Here is a 15,574-nt window from a genome sequence, read left to right as displayed (position 1 = left end):
TATGAAAAAACTAGCAATTTTTATTTATTCTTTAGGAAGTGGTGGTGCTGAAAGGGTTGTATCTACGCTATTACCTGTGTTAAATTTAAAATATGAAGTACATTTGATTTTAATGAATGATAAAATATCCTATGATATTCCTGAAGTTAATATCCACTACCTTGAAAAATCAAGTCCAAGCGAAAGTAACTTAGCTAAATTTTTAAAACTACCCTTGCTAGCTATGAAATACAAAAAACTTTGTGAAGATTTAAAAATCAATTTACAATTTGTATTATTAAATAGACCTAATTATATTGCGTTAATGGCAAAATCCCTAGGACTTAAATCAACCCTTATTATCAATGAATGCACTACTCCAAGTGTAATTTATAAACATAATAATCTAAATTCTTTTATCAATAAATTTCTTATTAAAAAACTTTACAACAAAGCAGATTTAATCTTAGCAAATTCCATAGGAAACAAAGAAGATTTAATACAAAATTTCAATACAGAAGCAAAAAAATGCGATATTTTATACAATGCCATAGATTTAGAAAGCATTATAGAAAAATCTAAAGAAGAAATAGACTTTAAAGATCCTTTTATACTAAGCGTTGGCAGGCTTGATCATGGTAAAAATCATGCTATGCTTATAAGGGCTTATGCAAAAGTTAAAACTGATTTAAAATTAGTCATTTTAGGCGAGGGTATTTTAAAAGATGAGCTTTTAGCTTTAATAGAAACTTTAAATTTAAAAGACAAAGTCTTTTTACTAGGTTTTGATAAAAATCCTTATAAATACATGAGTAAATGCGACTTTTTTGCTTTTGCTTCAAGTTTTGAAGGCTTTTCTAATGTTTTAATCGAGTGCTTAGCTTGTAATACTGCCGTGCTTTGCACTGATCATAAAAGCGGTGCAAGGGAGTTATTTTTAGATGATGAGTTTGGACTTTTAGTAAAAGTAGATGATGAAAAAGCCATGCAAGAAGGCTTGGAAAAAATGTGCAATGATGAAGCATTAAAAGCTTCATATAGACAAAAGGCTTTTATGCGTGCAAAAGAATTTGATAAAATTAGCATAGCGAAGCAATTATTTGAATTTTTTAACAAGGCATAAAATGAAACTGCAACAAAATTTCACTGATAATAATTCTATAAAATATACCTGTATTTTAATCCTTATAGCCTTTGCTTTTAGTATTTTGTGTAGATTATACTGGGTGGCTTGGGCAAGTGAGTTTTATGAGTTTTTCTTTAACGATCAACTCATGATTACTACTAATGATGGCTATGCTTTTGCAGAAGGTGCAAGAGATATGATAGCAGGTTTTCATCAACCTAATGACTTATCTTATTTTGGAAGCTCACTTTCTACTTTGACTTACTGGCTTTATAATATTTTACCTTTTAGTTTTGAAAGTATTATTTTATATATGAGTACTTTTTTTGCTTCTTTGATTGTTGCGCCTATTATATTAATCGCAAGAGAGTATAAACTCACTACATATGGCTTTATAGCAGCCTTGCTTGGAAGCATTGCAAATAGTTATTATAACCGCACTATGAGTGGGTATTATGATACAGATATGCTAGTATTAGTTTTACCAATGCTTATTTTACTTACTTTTATACGCTTAACTATCAATAAAGACATTTTTACCCTACTTTTAAGTCCGGTTTTCATCATGATTTATTTGTGGTGGTATCCATCAAGTTATTCTTTAAATTTTGCTATGATAGGACTTTTTGGACTTTATACTTTAGTATTTCATAGAAAAGAAAAGATTTTTTATCTAGCTATTGCTTTGATGATCATAGCTTTAAGTATGCTAGCATGGCAATATAAACTTGCTTTGATTGTATTATTATTTGCTATTTTTGCCTTTAAAGAAGAAAAAATTAATTTTTATATGGTTTGGGCTTTGATTTTTATTAGCATTTTGATATTACATTTAAGTGGTGGTTTAGATCCTGTTTTATATCAACTTAAATTTTATGTTTTCAAAGCTTCTGATGTGCAAAATTTAAAAGATGCTGCCTTTATGTATTTTAATGTTAATGAAACTATTATGGAAGTAAATACTATCGATCCTGAAGTATTTATGCAAAGAATTAGCTCTAGTGTTTTAGTATTTATCCTTTCTTTTATAGGTTTTATCTTACTTTGCAAAGATCACAAAAGTATGCTTTTGGCTCTACCTATGCTTGCACTAGGTTTTATGGCTTTAAGAGCTGGACTTAGATTTACCATTTATGCAGTTCCTGTGATGGCTTTGGGTTTTGGGTATTTTTTATATGCTTTTTTTAATTTTTTAGAAAAAAAACAAATCAAACTTAGTCTAAGAAATAAAAATATCCTACTCATGCTCATTACATTTTTTAGCATAAGCCCTGCCCTAATGCATATTTATTATTATAAATCCTCTACTGTTTTTACTTCTTATGAAGCTAGTATTTTAAATGATTTAAAAAATAAAGCTCAAAGAGAAGATTATGTCGTTGCTTGGTGGGATTATGGTTATCCAATACGCTATTATAGCGATGTAAAAACCTTAATTGATGGTGGAAAACACCTAGGAAAAGATAATTTTTTCTCATCTTTTGTCTTAAGTAAAGAACAAATTCCAGCAGCCAATATGGCAAGACTTAGCGTAGAATACACTGAAAAATCTTTCAAAGAAAATTATCCTGATGTTTTAAAAGCTATGGTAAAAGATTATAACCAAACAAGTGCTAAAGATTTTTTAGAAAGTTTAAATGATAAAAATTTTAAATTTGATACCAATAAAACAAGAGATGTATATATTTACATGCCTTATAGAATGTTGCGTATCATGCCTGTGGTAGCACAATTTGCAAATACAAATCCTGACAATGGAGAACAAGAAAAAAGTTTATTTTTCTCTCAAGCTAATGCCATAGCTCAAGATAAAACAACAGGTTCTGTTATGCTTGATAATGGAGTAGAAATTATTAATGATTTTAGAGCTTTAAAACTAGAAGGTACAACTATACCTTTAAAAGCTTTTGTAGATATAGAATCCATCACTAATGGCAAATTTTATTACAATGAAATTGATTCAAAAGCTCAAATTTATTTACTCTTTTTAAGAGAATATAAAAGCTTTGTGATTTTAGATGAAAATCTTTATAATAGTGCCTACATACAAATGTTTTTATTAAATCAATACGATCAAGATTTATTTGAGCAAGTCACTAATGATGCAAGAGCAAAAATTTATAGGCTAAAAAGATGAAAATAGGAATTTTAACCCATAGTGCAATGAGTGTGTATTATTTTCGTCTTGCACTCATTAGAGCTTTAGAAAAAAATAATCATGAAGTTATAATCATCACTCCAAAAGATGATTTTGCTATTAAGTTACAAGAGCTAGGCTATAAGGTTTGCTTTTATGATTTAGCTAGATCAAGTGTCAATCCTTTAATTGTTTTTAAAAATCTACTTAGTTTAAAAAATACACTCAAAAGTTTAAATTTAGATCTTTTACAAACAAGCGCTCACAAAAGCAATACAACAGGTATTATAGCAGCTAAAATGGCGGGCATTAAATACACTTTTGGTTTGGTTGAAGGCTTAGGAAGTTTTTACATAGATGATGATTTTAAAAGCAAATTAGTAAGAATAAGCATTAATTTACTTTATAAAATTTCTTTTAAACTTGCAAATGGTTTTATTTTTGTCAATGAAAGCAATGCTTTATTTATGAAAAATTTAGGCTTAAAAGAAGAAAAAATCAAAATCATAAAATCCGTAGGGCTAAATTTAAAACAATTTTTACCTTTAAAAATTAGCACAGAAGAAAAACAAGCTTTTTTAAAAGAACACAATATGCCTGATAAACCTATCGTTTTAATGATTTCAAGAGCACTTTGGCATAAAGGAATTAAAGAATTTTATGAAGTAAGCCAAATTTTAAAAGATAAGGCAAATTTTGTTTTAGTGGGTGGAAGAGATGATAATAAATCTTGTGCACCATTAGAATTTTTAAACTCAAATGATGTTTTTTATCTTGGCGCAAGAAGTGATATTGCACATTTATTAAATTTATGCGATATTTTTGTTTTACCAAGCTATAAAGAAGGCTATCCAAGAACGGTTTTAGAAGCACAAGCTTGTAAAAAAGCATGCGTGGTAAGTAATGCTGAAGGTTGCATTGAAGCAGTGAATAATGCCATAGACGGTTTAATTTGTAAAAGCAAAGATAGCAAGGATTTAGCTGAAAAAATCGCAGTTTTACTAGAAGATGAAAAACTAAAAAATACTTTAGCACAAAATGCTTTTCTTAGAGCGCAAAATTATGATGAAAATATCATAGCTTTGAAATATCTTGACTTTTATAGGGGTTTTATAAATGTATAAAAATGGTTTAAAGCGTGTTTTTGACTTTTTTTTGGCTTTGATTTTATTGATTATTTTTTTACCCTTTATAGTGCTTATAGGTATTGTTTTAAAAATCGTTCAAGGAAGTGTGCTTTTTAAACAAGCAAGACCAGGATTAAATGAAAAAATTTTTTATATTTATAAATTTAAAACTATGAGTGATGAAACCGATGAAAATGGAGAATTACTTCCTGATGAATTACGCTTAAAGCCTTTTGGTAAGCTAGTTAGAAGCTTGAGTTTAGATGAATTACCGCAGCTTTTTAATATATTAAAAGGCGATATGAGCTTCATAGGCCCAAGACCTTTACTTGTAGAATACTTGCCCTTATACAATCAAGAGCAAAAAAAACGCCACGATGTAAGACCAGGCATTACAGGTTGGGCACAGATTAATGGACGCAATGCTATTTCTTGGGAGCAAAAATTTAAATATGATGTAGAATATGTGCAAAATTGCTCTTTTTTATTTGATCTTAAAATCTTTTTTATGACCATTATTAAAGTTTTAAAAAGAAGCGGGGTTAATAAAGAAGGAGTAGCTACAACGGATAAATTCAATGGACACAACTAAAAGTATTTATATATATGGTTCTAGTGGGCATGGTTTAGTCTGTGCTGATGTAGCTAGAAATTTAGGATATGAAAAAATCATCTTTTTGGATGATAATAAAGGCTTAAAATATCACTCCAATTTAGAAAAACACGATATGTTTATTGCTATTGGCGCAAACTCTATTAGAGAAAAACTTTTCAAAAAAGCAAAAGATGATGGGTTTAGATTAGTTAATTTGATACACAAAAGTGCTATTATTAGCCCAAGTGCTTTTTTAGATGATGAGGGTATTTTAATCATGCCAAATGTCGTAGTTAATGCTAAAGCTAGTATTGCAAAAGGTGTGATTTTAAATACTGCTTGTGTGATTGAGCATGAGTGTTTTGTAGATGAGTTTAGCCATATTAGCGTTGGGGCTAAACTAACAGGAAATGTAAAAATAGGAAAGCGTTGTTTTTTGGGAGTTAATTCAAGTGTTATTCCTTGTATAAGTTTAAATGATGATATAACTTTAGGCGCAGGAGCAGTTGTAGTTAAAAACTTAACTTCTAAAGGCATTTATGCTGGAGTTCCTGCCAAGAAAATAAAGGAGGTAAAATGAGATTTTTTCTATCAGCACCACATATGAGTGGAAAAGAATTAGAATACATACACAAAGCTTTTGAAAGTAATTATATAGCACCTTTGGGTGAATTTGTTAATGCCCTAGAACAAAGTATTAAAGATTATACAAAAAGTTCTAACGCACTTGCTCTAAATGCAGCCACTGCAGCTATTCATTTAGCTTTAAGAGTTTTGGACATCAAAGAATGCGATATAGTTCTAGCTTCAAGTTTTACCTTTATTGCTTCAGTAGCACCTATTTCTTACATGAATGCTACGCCTGTATTTATTGATTGTGATGAAACTTATAATTTAGATGTAAATTTATTAAAAAAAGCTATCAAAGAAAGTCCTAAAAAGCCAAAAGCTCTTATTTTAACACACCTTTATGGTAATGCTTCTAAAATGGATGAGATCGTCCAAATTTGTAAAGAAAATGAGATTTTTTTAATTGAAGATGCTGCTGAAGCTTTGGGAAGTTTTTACAAAAATAAAGCCTTAGGTACTTTTGGGGATTTTGGAGTATATTCTTTTAATGGTAATAAAATCATCACAACAGGTGGTGGTGGCATGCTTGTGAGTGAAAATCATGCTAATCTTGAAAAAGCAAGATTTTACAGTACCCAAGCTAGAGAAAATTGCCTTCATTATGAGCATAAAGAATATGGCTATAATTATAGAATGAGCAATATCTTAGGTGCAATCGGTACTGCTCAAATGGAAGTTTTAGAAGAAAGAGTGAGTAAAAAGCGTGAAATTTATAGCTGGTATAAAGAATTTTTAAGTGGAACTTTTACTTTTTTAGATGAGCTTGAAAATACCAAGTCAAATCGCTGGTTAAGCACTGCTTTACTTGATTTTGATTTAAATAAACTTAATACTTATGAAAAACATTGTATATGTGAAAATAAAAATGTTCAAATTCAAGATAAAATTTTAAAAATCATACAAGTTTTAAAAGATAATAAAATCGAAAGTCGTCCACTTTGGAAGCCAATGCATTTGCAAGAACTTTACAAAGGCTGTGATACTTACTTAAATGGTAATAGTGAGTTTTTCTTTAGTAATGGAATTTGCCTTCCAAGTGCAACTACTATGAGCAAAGCTGATGTAGAGGAAGTTTCTACTTTAATCTTAAACACCTTAAAGGACTAAGATGGATTATAAAAGCAAACGCTTAGGATTTTTTCTAGGTGCTGATATTTTACTTTTTGTTATAAGTATTTATTTGTCTTTTTCTTTACGCTTTAGTGCAGACATCCCAAGTGAATTTTATGAAGGTATGTTTAAAAGTGCTGTGATTTTGATTTTACTTAAAATCATTTTTCTAGCTTTTTTTAAAATTTATCAAGTTGCTTGGAGATTTTTCTCCCTTAATGAAGCGCGTAAATTAGTCATCGCTTTAGCTTTGGCTGAGCTTGTATTTTTAGCAATTTATTATTTTTATGATGATTTTTTTAATCCTTTTCCAAGAAGCGTTATAGGAATAGACTTTGTTTTATCTTGTATGCTAATTGGAAGTTTGCGTATAAGCAAAAGAATGATAGTTGATTTTAGAAAGCCAAAATACAACGAAGAACATCCTTGTATAGTAGTTGGCGCCACTTCAAAGGCTTTGCATTTATTAAAAGGAGCTAAAGAAGGGAGTTTAGGACTTTTCCCTGTAGCTGTGGTAGATGAGCGTAAAAATTTAATAGGTACTTATTGTGATAAATTTATAGTTGAAGAAAAAGAAGCAATCAGAAAATATACCGCTGAAGGAATTCATACTGCTATCATTGCTTTAAAACTTGAGCAAGAAGAATTAAAAAAGCTTTTTGACGAACTCATTGCTTATGGGATTAACGATATAAAGCTTTTTTCTTTTACGCAAAATGAAGCAAGAGATATAAGTATCGAAGATTTATTAGCGCGTAAGCCAAAAGATTTGGATAATGCTTGCGTGATTGATTTTATCAAAGATAAAGTAGTTTTAGTTAGTGGAGCTGGTGGAACTATAGGAAGTGAGCTTTGCAAACAATGCATTAAATTTGGTGCAAAACACTTAATCATGCTTGATCATAGTGAGTATAATTTATATAAAATAAATGAAGAATTAAGCTTACATAAAGAAAAAATCGAACCTATTATGATGAGTATATTAGACAAAGAAGCGTTAGAAAAACTTTTACAAGAAAAAAACATAGATTTGATTTTACATGCAGCAGCTTACAAACATGTGCCTTTATGTGAGCAAAATCCACATTCAGCTATTTTAAATAACATCATAGGTACTAAAAATTTAATCGATCTTGCAAAAGCTTATAAGGTTGCTAAATTTGTTATGATAAGCACTGATAAGGCTGTAAGACCGACTAACATCATGGGTTGCACAAAAAGAATTTGTGAACTTTATACATTAAGCTCAAGTTGTGAAAATTTTGAAGTAGCTTGTGTGCGTTTTGGTAATGTTTTAGGGTCAAGTGGAAGTGTAATACCTAAATTTAAAGCTCAAATTGCAGCTAATGAGCCACTTACTCTTACTCATCCTGATATAGTGCGTTATTTTATGTTAGTAAATGAGGCTGTGCAACTTGTTTTACAAGCTGCGGCTATTGCCAAAGGTGGAGAATTATTTGTACTTGATATGGGTGAGCCTGTTAAAATCATGGATTTAGCTAAAAAAATGCTTTTACTTTCTAATAAAAAGTTAGAAATCAAAATCACTGGGCTTAGAAAAGGCGAAAAACTTTACGAAGAGCTTTTAATCCATGAAAATGATTTAAAAACTCAATATGAAAGTATATTTGTTACCACTAGTGATCTTAAAGATTTAAAAATTTTAAATCAAGAAATAGAAAAATTACTCCACAGCACAGATCCTGCAAAAGTTTTAAAGGAGATTGTGCCTGAATTTAATCACAATAAAAACGGAGAGTGATTAAATTCTAATTTTATTTTAAAATGATATAATATAAACTTTTAATTGATTAATAAAAATAAAAACGATACAATTACAGTTTTATGTAATTACATCAAGATAAAGGAAAAAAAGTGAAGTTATTAGTAGTTGATGATAGTTCTACCATGAGAAGAATAATCAAAAATACCCTTGTAAGATTAGGCCACAAGGATGTTTTAGAAGCTGAACACGGAGTTGAAGCTTGGGATTTACTTTCACAAAATGATGATATTAAAATTTTAATTACTGACTGGAATATGCCTGAAATGAATGGCTTGGAATTAGTAAAAAAAGTAAGAGCGGAAGAAAAATATGCTGATATGCCAATTATTATGGTAACTACAGAAGGTGGTAAAGCAGAAGTTATTACCGCCTTAAAAGCAGGCGTAAATAACTATATTGTAAAACCTTTTACTCCTCAAGTGTTAAAAGAAAAACTTGAAGATGTTTTAGGAACAAACGAAGGTTAATTATAAGTTTTTATGCAAACACATTATTACGAACTTTTTTTTCAAACAGACAAGGAATATTTAGATTTATTCCTTGATCTTATCTTTTCTCTAGAGATAGACGCTATAGAAGAAAAAAACAATGGTATTTATATAAGATCAGAAGAAGATATAGAACTCATTAAAATAGCCTTGCATGATTTTCATCAAAAATTATGTCAAAAACTAAATACTCATATTAATTTCCACTCTACCTTAGAAAAAAAAGAAAATAAAAATTGGATAGAAGAGTATAAAAAAGGTATACAAGCTTTGACGATCGATAATATCCATATTCACACCACTTGGCAAGAAGCTAAACAAGATAAAATTAATATCATTATAGATCCTGCTCTAGCTTTTGGCTCAGGACATCATGAGAGTACTTATACTTGTATAGAATTTCTACAAAAATATACAGATAATTCCAAATTTTGTTTAGATGTGGGTTGTGGAAGTGGAATTTTAAGCATTATCATGGCAAAACTTGGAGCCAAAGTACAAGCTTGCGATACAGATGAATTAGCTATAGTTGCAAGTAAAGAAAACGCAAAATTAAATCAAGTTAGCTTTGATGATATTTGGGTAGGTTCTATTAATAAAAGCTTACATAAATATGATATAGTTGTGGCAAATATCATTGCCGATATATTGATCATACTAGAAAAAGATCTTAAAGAAAAAACCAAAGAAGGTGGAATTTTGATCTTATCTGGTATATTAAATAAATATGAAGAAAGGATTAAAAATAAATTCAAAGATTTCACTTTGTTAGAATGCAAACACAAAGGAGAATGGTTGAGTTTAGTTTATAAAAAGGAATTGCAATAATGAATAAAAAACCAAATGATTTAAAAGATAATCAAAACAATAATAACTTTTTTAACAAAAATCCCATTTTTATTTTTGCCATTTTTGCCATTGTGATGATTCTTTTATTTAAAGGATTTTCAGATGATGGTAGCATAGGTATTATGGGCGGAGAAAACACTAAAAAAGTTACTTATTCTGAATTAAAAACTTTAATTGAAAATAATCAAATTGCCCAAGTTAATATAGGTCAAACTACTATAAAAGCTGTATCTAAAGCAGGAAATATGGTATATATTACCAAAAAAGTTCCAAATGATGCTACTTTTGTTCCTTTACTTGACTCAAAAGGCGTTTCCTATGGTGCTTTTAATGAAAGCAATTGGTTTATAGATATCTTACTTTCTTGGGTTTTGCCAGTATTTATTTTCTTTGGTATATGGATGTTTTTAGCTTCTCGTATGCAAAAAAATATGGGTGGATCTATACTTGGTATAGGAAGTTCTAAAAAACTTGTAAATTCAGAAAAACCGAAGGTTAAATTTAATGATGTTGCAGGTGTTGAAGAAGCAAAAGAAGAAGTTAAAGAAATTGTTGATTTTCTAAAATATCCTGAAAGATACATTAATCTTGGAGCAAAAATTCCAAAAGGACTTTTGCTTGTTGGCCCTCCAGGTACAGGTAAAACTTTGCTTGCAAAAGCAGTAGCAGGCGAAGCTGATGTGCCATTTTTTAGCGTATCAGGTTCATCTTTTATAGAAATGTTTGTTGGTGTTGGTGCTAGCAGGGTTAGAGATTTGTTTGAAAATGCTAAAAAAGAAGCTCCAGCTATTGTATTTATAGATGAAATCGATGCTATAGGTAAATCACGTGCAGCAAGCGGTATGATGGGCGGAAATGATGAAAGAGAGCAAACTTTAAATCAACTTCTAGCTGAAATGGATGGTTTTGGTACCGAAAGCTCACCAGTAATTGTTCTAGCAGCGACAAATCGCCCTGAAGTACTTGATGCAGCACTACTTAGACCGGGGCGTTTTGATAGGCAAGTTTTGGTAGATAAGCCTGATTTTAAAGGTAGATGTGATATTTTAAAAGTCCATATGAAAGATGTTAAAATTTCACCTGAAGTAAAAGTAGAAGATATTGCAAGATTAACAGCAGGTCTTGCGGGTGCTGATTTGGCAAATATCATTAATGAAGCAGCTTTGCTTGCAGGTAGAGATTCTAAAAAACATGTGGAACAAAAAGACTTGGTAGAGGCAGTAGAAAGAGCCATAGCAGGACTTGAGAAAAAATCACGCAGAATTAATGATAAAGAGAAAAAAATCGTAACTTATCATGAGTGCGGCCATGCTTTAATAGCTGAAACTACAAAAGGTGCTAAAAAAGTAAGTAAAGTTTCTGTTATTCCTCGTGGTTTAGCAGCTTTAGGATATACACTCAATACCCCTGAAGAAAATAAATTTTTAATGCAAAAACATGAACTTTTAGCTGAAGTTGATGTGCTTTTAGGAGGACGTGCGGCTGAAGAAATTTTCATTAAAGAAATTTCAACAGGCGCAAGCAATGACCTTGAGCGTGCAACTGATATTATCAAAGCTATGATTTCTATGTATGGTATGAGTGAAATTGCTGGCTTAATGGTACTTGAAAAGCAAAGAAATACTTTCTTAAGTGGCGGGCAAACTGTAAAAGATTATTCTGATAAAATGGCTCAAGATTTAGATGAGTATGTAAAGAAAACATTGGATGAACGCTATGCGGGTGTAAAAGAAATTTTAAAAACCTATAGCGGTGCTATAGAGGTGATGGTACAAGCACTCTATGAAGAAGAAACTATTGATGGTGCCAAAGTAAGAGAGATTATTAAAAACTATGAAGAAGAAAATAATCTTCCAACACGCCTAGAAGAAAAAGAGCAAGAAGCTACTAAGGAAGACTAATGAAAACAAATTTTATTGCAAAAACTGGTTGGAGTTTGCTTATAGTTCTAGCTATAGTTTTTGCAATATTTCAATTTATATGGGGATTTTCTTGGCTTTTATGGTGTATTTTTATATTTTTTATTTATCTTTTTAGAACTAAAAAAATTGATTATATAGCAGATCCAAACACCATTATAGCTCCCATAGAAGGAAAAATCAAATGTATCAAAACAAGCTCATATAAAGAGCTTGGCGAGTGTATAGAAGTGCAAATTATCAATAATATTTTTTCCCAAGGAAATATCATAGCTCCGCTTGATATGAATATAGAAGAAACTAGAATAAGGCATGGACTTTTTTTATGTCCATTTATGAAAAATACAAATTTAATGGGTGAAAGAATGTTATTTTTAGCTAATTCCAAGAGCAAACAATGGGCATTACGCGTTATTTTTGGAGCATTGAATAGAAAAGCTCATATTGATGATTTTGGTCATCATTTAAACCATGGACAAAATATAGGTTTTATGTTTGATGGTAGTGTGAGTTTATTACTTCCAAAAGACACTAGAATTTGCGTAAATGAAAATGATAAAGTACGCATTGGTACATTAATAGGATATTTAAATCCATGAATTTTAAACTAATTTATATTTTACCTAATCTTTTTACAGCCGCTTCCATATTTTTAGGTATTATTTCAGTGATTGCTTCTATTAATCAAAACTTTGATAAAGCATTAATTTATATTATTTTATCATTAATTTGCGATGGTTTAGATGGACGCGTTGCAAGAGCTACCAACTCTACTTCTAAATTTGGAGTTGAGTTTGACTCACTAGCTGATTTAATAGCCTTTGGTGTAGCACCTGCTATGCTTTTTTATATGAGCATAGGTTATGAATATGGTCGTTTTGGCTCATTAATAGCTGGTTTATTTGTAGTTTTTGGCGCTATACGCTTGGCAAGATTTAATGTCACAACAGGAACTTATGAACCATCGGTTTTTATAGGTCTACCTATACCAACAGCAGCAGTTGTAAGTGCTTTATGGGTAAGTGCTTATTTATATTATGATTTTTTACATGATTTTTCTTTAATAATAATATGTATCCAAATGCTTCTAGCCTTTTTAATGGTAAGCAACATAAGGTATCCAAGTTTTAAGAAAATCGATCTAAAAAGAGCAAATGTTTTGAAGGTGTTAATCCTTTTAGTAATTTTATTTTCTATGCTTTATCTGTATTTTTTAGAAAGTGCATTGATTATTGCTAGTTTATATGTGCTTTATGGGATTGTTCGTAGTTTTTTTACCCTAGCTCGTAAATTTAAAAAATATTAATTTTACTTTCACTTCATTTTCTATCAATATACTTTTCATTATTTTTCAAAAAGGAGTAAAAATGAATAAAAACAAATTATTCAGACAAATTCACATTTACATTAGTTTATTTTTCTTACCACTTGCATTTTTATATGCAATCACAGGTTTTGCTTATATAGCTGGTTTTGATGGAGAAAGTGGAGCTAAAATTCAAAATTACAAAGTTCAAGCTATTATTCAAGAGGGTGCTGAAGCTGAATTTTTAATTGATTTTTTAAAGAAAAACAACTTAAAAATTCCTTCATCTTTGGAACCAAAACTCAACAAAAAAGGCGATGGTATAGAACTTGGGACTATAAATTATATAGCAAGTATTATAAAATTAGATGAGAATGACTATGAAATTACAACAAAAGATAGAAGCTTGCTTGGAAATATGATTTTGCTTCATAAAGATAAAGGTATGTGGTACTTTTCTGTACTTGGGTTAGCTTTTGCACTTGCCATGATAATACTTTATATTTCAGGACTTTTAATCACTATTATAGCTATACGCAAAGATAGAGGTAAACAAATAGCAGTTTTAGGTGCTGGTTTTATTATAACTTTAATCATAGCTTATTTCAGTGTATAAATTTAAGGTATATCTTATAAACAATAAGATATACTTTCCCTTTTAATATGGACAGATGGGTGAGTGGCTGAAACCACACCCCTGCTAAGGGTGCAGATCTTAACGGGGTCTCGAGGGTTCAAATCCCTCTCTGTCCGCCACCTTATAAATTTCATTTTATTTCATCTATTTTAGTAATTTTTATTGTTATAATTAATATCATCAAAACTTAATAAATCTAAAGGCAAGCTTCACATACTATGCAAATTTACGCTTCTATTGACTTGAAATCTTTTTACGCTTCAGCTGAATGTGTTTTAAGAAATTTAGATCCTTTAACAACTAATCTTATTGTAGCAGATAAAACAAGAACGGACAAAACCATCATACTAGCAGTTTCACCTGCATTAAAAACTTACAATATACCTGGTAGATTAAGACTTTTTGAGTTTAAACAAAAAATCCATTTAATCAACCAAGAAAGACTAAAACAAGCTCAAAAACACCACTTTAAAGCTAAAAGTTTTAATATATTGGAACTTGAAAATGATTTAAATTTAGAATTAGACTACATTATTGCTAAGCCCAGAATGGCTACTTATATAGAATTTAGCACAAAAATATACAGCATTTATTTGAAGTATTTTGATGCTAAAGATATTCATATATACTCTATTGATGAAGTTTTTATCGATCTTAGTTCTTATCTTGAAAAATACAAACTATCAGCTTATGAGCTACTTACTAAGGTTTTACTTGATATTTCACACACAAGTAAAATCACCGCAACAGCAGGCATAGGCACAAATTTATACTTAGCTAAAATTGCTATGGATATACTTGCTAAAAGACAAAAAGTAGATGAAAATGGCTTGCTTATAGCCTTTTTAGATGAAAAATTATATAGATATAAATTGTGGCAGCATAAACCTTTAAAAGATTTTTGGCGTATAGGTAAAGGTATTGCCTTAAAACTTGCAGATTTAAACATTTATACTATGGGAGATCTTGCAAGATTTTCTTTAAAACATGAAGACTTGCTTTATAAACACTTTGGTGTTAATGCTGAACTTTTGATCGATCATGCATGGGGCGTTGAAACTTGCACAATGAAAGATATTAAAAATTACAAATCACAAAATCACTCTAAAATCATGGCTAAGGTTTTGCCTTTTGCATATGATAATAATCAAACAATAAAAGTTTTAAAAGAACTTGTAGATCATTTAGTACTTGAACTTATACAAAATAACCTTAAAACAAACCATATCACACTAGATATACAATATGATAAAAGCAATTTAGAAAATTCAAGTTTTTTAGGTTCTTATAAAGGAGCTATCACTAAAGATAATTACGGAAGAGCTATACCTAAAAATGCTCACGGAAGTATGAATTTAGAAAATTTTACCCATTCTTTAAAAATCATCAACAAAAAAACCTTAGAACTTTTTTATAAAATCAGTGATAAAAACTTAAGTATTAGAAAAATCAGCCTAAGTTTAAATAATATCACAGATAAAGCTCAAGAAAATTACCAAGAATTAAATTTATTTAGTGATTTTAATGCAATTTCACAAGAGAAAAATCAACTTGAAAAAGAAGAAAAGCTCCAAAAAGCAAGACTTCAAATCATACAAAAATTTGGTAAAAAAGCTATTTTAAAAGCTTCAAGCTTGGATGATGAGACTAAAGAAATTACTTCTTTAATAGGAGGTCATAATGCATGATGATTATAAAGATATAATAGATATAAAATATCAAAAATCAAAACAATTTCCACCAATGTCAAGAGAAAAAAGAGCGGCACAATTTGCTCCATTTTCAGTACTAAATGGCTTTAGTAAAGCTATTTTAAAAACGCAAAAAGATATGGAAAAAGTATTAGAAAATAGTAAATATCAAGAAGAAAGCTAAGTTCTTCTTG

General features: G+C 29.8%; 15 protein-coding genes and 1 tRNA gene. All 16 read left to right on the top strand.

Annotated elements, in window-relative coordinates; translation table 11 throughout:
- Position 1: 1 nt before the first annotated feature.
- The 16 genes from L8W56_RS02255 (at position 2) to L8W56_RS02180 (ending at position 15,564) form a co-directional block, all read left to right on the top strand.
- Positions 2-1,102 (top strand): glycosyltransferase, encoded by a 1,101-nt coding sequence (locus L8W56_RS02255; RefSeq protein WP_263659284.1) that lies wholly within the window; start codon positions 2-4, stop codon positions 1,100-1,102.
- Position 1,103: 1 nt separating this feature from the next.
- Positions 1,104-3,242, top strand: coding sequence for an STT3 domain-containing protein (locus L8W56_RS02250; protein ID WP_263659283.1), 2,139 nt, complete (start codon positions 1,104-1,106; stop codon positions 3,240-3,242).
- Entirely contained in the window at positions 3,239-4,366 is a 1,128-nt protein-coding gene (gene pglA / locus L8W56_RS02245; RefSeq protein ID WP_263659282.1) for a N,N'-diacetylbacillosaminyl-diphospho-undecaprenol alpha-1,3-N-acetylgalactosaminyltransferase, read from the top strand. The genes L8W56_RS02250 and pglA overlap by 4 nt, the downstream gene beginning before the upstream one ends.
- Complete coding sequence (pglC, locus tag L8W56_RS02240) at positions 4,359-4,961, top strand: undecaprenyl phosphate N,N'-diacetylbacillosamine 1-phosphate transferase (RefSeq protein ID WP_263659281.1); 603 nt, start codon at positions 4,359-4,361, stop codon at positions 4,959-4,961. Before pglA ends, pglC begins: the two co-directional genes overlap by 8 nt.
- The gene (gene pglD, locus L8W56_RS02235; protein WP_133319737.1) at positions 4,948-5,544 is read left to right on the top strand and encodes a UDP-N-acetylbacillosamine N-acetyltransferase; all 597 of its coding nucleotides are present in this window, start codon (positions 4,948-4,950) and stop codon (positions 5,542-5,544) included. The genes pglC and pglD overlap by 14 nt, the downstream gene beginning before the upstream one ends.
- Positions 5,541-6,701, top strand: coding sequence for a UDP-N-acetylbacillosamine transaminase (pglE, locus tag L8W56_RS02230; RefSeq protein ID WP_263659280.1), 1,161 nt, complete (start codon positions 5,541-5,543; stop codon positions 6,699-6,701). The genes pglD and pglE overlap by 4 nt, the downstream gene beginning before the upstream one ends.
- Before the next feature lies 1 nt (position 6,702).
- The gene (pglF, locus tag L8W56_RS02225) at positions 6,703-8,466 is read left to right on the top strand and encodes a UDP-N-acetylglucosamine 4,6-dehydratase (configuration-retaining) (protein WP_263659279.1); all 1,764 of its coding nucleotides are present in this window, start codon (positions 6,703-6,705) and stop codon (positions 8,464-8,466) included.
- 113 nt (positions 8,467-8,579) lie between these two features.
- Complete coding sequence (locus L8W56_RS02220; protein WP_039619063.1) at positions 8,580-8,957, top strand: chemotaxis response regulator CheY; 378 nt, start codon at positions 8,580-8,582, stop codon at positions 8,955-8,957.
- 12 nt (positions 8,958-8,969) lie between these two features.
- A complete protein-coding gene (locus L8W56_RS02215; protein WP_133319740.1) occupies positions 8,970-9,806 on the top strand; it encodes a 50S ribosomal protein L11 methyltransferase in 837 nt (278 codons plus the stop codon).
- The gene (gene ftsH / locus L8W56_RS02210; RefSeq protein WP_263659278.1) at positions 9,806-11,728 is read left to right on the top strand and encodes an ATP-dependent zinc metalloprotease FtsH; all 1,923 of its coding nucleotides are present in this window, start codon (positions 9,806-9,808) and stop codon (positions 11,726-11,728) included. Before L8W56_RS02215 ends, ftsH begins: the two co-directional genes overlap by 1 nt.
- Positions 11,728-12,345, top strand: coding sequence for a phosphatidylserine decarboxylase (locus L8W56_RS02205; protein WP_133319742.1), 618 nt, complete (start codon positions 11,728-11,730; stop codon positions 12,343-12,345). The genes ftsH and L8W56_RS02205 overlap by 1 nt, the downstream gene beginning before the upstream one ends.
- On the top strand, positions 12,342-13,052 hold the full coding sequence (gene pssA / locus L8W56_RS02200; protein ID WP_133319743.1) for a CDP-diacylglycerol--serine O-phosphatidyltransferase: 711 nt from the start codon (positions 12,342-12,344) through the stop codon (positions 13,050-13,052). Before L8W56_RS02205 ends, pssA begins: the two co-directional genes overlap by 4 nt.
- 61 nt (positions 13,053-13,113) lie before the next feature.
- Positions 13,114-13,668 (top strand): hypothetical protein, encoded by a 555-nt coding sequence (locus L8W56_RS02195; RefSeq protein ID WP_133319744.1) that lies wholly within the window; start codon positions 13,114-13,116, stop codon positions 13,666-13,668.
- 49 nt (positions 13,669-13,717) lie between these two features.
- Positions 13,718-13,808: transfer RNA gene (locus tag L8W56_RS02190), tRNA-Ser, on the top strand.
- 99 nt (positions 13,809-13,907) lie between these two features.
- A complete protein-coding gene (locus L8W56_RS02185) occupies positions 13,908-15,377 on the top strand; it encodes a DNA methylase (RefSeq protein WP_263659277.1) in 1,470 nt (489 codons plus the stop codon).
- Complete coding sequence (locus tag L8W56_RS02180) at positions 15,370-15,564, top strand: hypothetical protein (RefSeq protein ID WP_220567232.1); 195 nt, start codon at positions 15,370-15,372, stop codon at positions 15,562-15,564. The genes L8W56_RS02185 and L8W56_RS02180 overlap by 8 nt, the downstream gene beginning before the upstream one ends.
- Positions 15,565-15,574: the final 10 nt, after the last annotated feature.

The sequence above is a fragment of the Campylobacter sp. IFREMER_LSEM_CL1085 genome, from assembly GCF_025772235.1.
Lineage (GTDB): Bacteria > Campylobacterota > Campylobacteria > Campylobacterales > Campylobacteraceae > Campylobacter_D > Campylobacter_D lari_D.
The sequence above is the reverse complement of the archived record's forward strand: the minus strand, read 5'-3'. Positions and strand labels throughout refer to the sequence as shown.

Bases quoted from the DNA above. Each gene is read 5' to 3' on its own strand.
- pssA (WP_133319743.1), top strand. From the start codon at position 12,342: ATGAATTTTAAACTAATTTATATTTTACCTAATCTTTTTACAGCCGCT.
- L8W56_RS02250 (WP_263659283.1), top strand. From the start codon at position 1,104: ATGAAACTGCAACAAAATTTCACTGATAATAATTCTATAAAATATACC.
- L8W56_RS02180 (WP_220567232.1), top strand. From the start codon at position 15,370: ATGCATGATGATTATAAAGATATAATAGATATAAAATATCAAAAATCA.
- L8W56_RS02185 (WP_263659277.1), top strand. From the start codon at position 13,908: ATGCAAATTTACGCTTCTATTGACTTGAAATCTTTTTACGCTTCAGCT.
- L8W56_RS02215 (WP_133319740.1), top strand. From the start codon at position 8,970: ATGCAAACACATTATTACGAACTTTTTTTTCAAACAGACAAGGAATAT.
- pglE (WP_263659280.1), top strand. From the start codon at position 5,541: ATGAGATTTTTTCTATCAGCACCACATATGAGTGGAAAAGAATTAGAA.
- L8W56_RS02255 (WP_263659284.1), top strand. From the start codon at position 2: ATGAAAAAACTAGCAATTTTTATTTATTCTTTAGGAAGTGGTGGTGCT.
- pglC (WP_263659281.1), top strand. From the start codon at position 4,359: ATGTATAAAAATGGTTTAAAGCGTGTTTTTGACTTTTTTTTGGCTTTG.
- L8W56_RS02195 (WP_133319744.1), top strand. From the start codon at position 13,114: ATGAATAAAAACAAATTATTCAGACAAATTCACATTTACATTAGTTTA.
- ftsH (WP_263659278.1), top strand. From the start codon at position 9,806: ATGAATAAAAAACCAAATGATTTAAAAGATAATCAAAACAATAATAAC.
- pglD (WP_133319737.1), top strand. From the start codon at position 4,948: ATGGACACAACTAAAAGTATTTATATATATGGTTCTAGTGGGCATGGT.
- pglA (WP_263659282.1), top strand. From the start codon at position 3,239: ATGAAAATAGGAATTTTAACCCATAGTGCAATGAGTGTGTATTATTTT.
- pglF (WP_263659279.1), top strand. From the start codon at position 6,703: ATGGATTATAAAAGCAAACGCTTAGGATTTTTTCTAGGTGCTGATATT.
- L8W56_RS02205 (WP_133319742.1), top strand. From the start codon at position 11,728: ATGAAAACAAATTTTATTGCAAAAACTGGTTGGAGTTTGCTTATAGTT.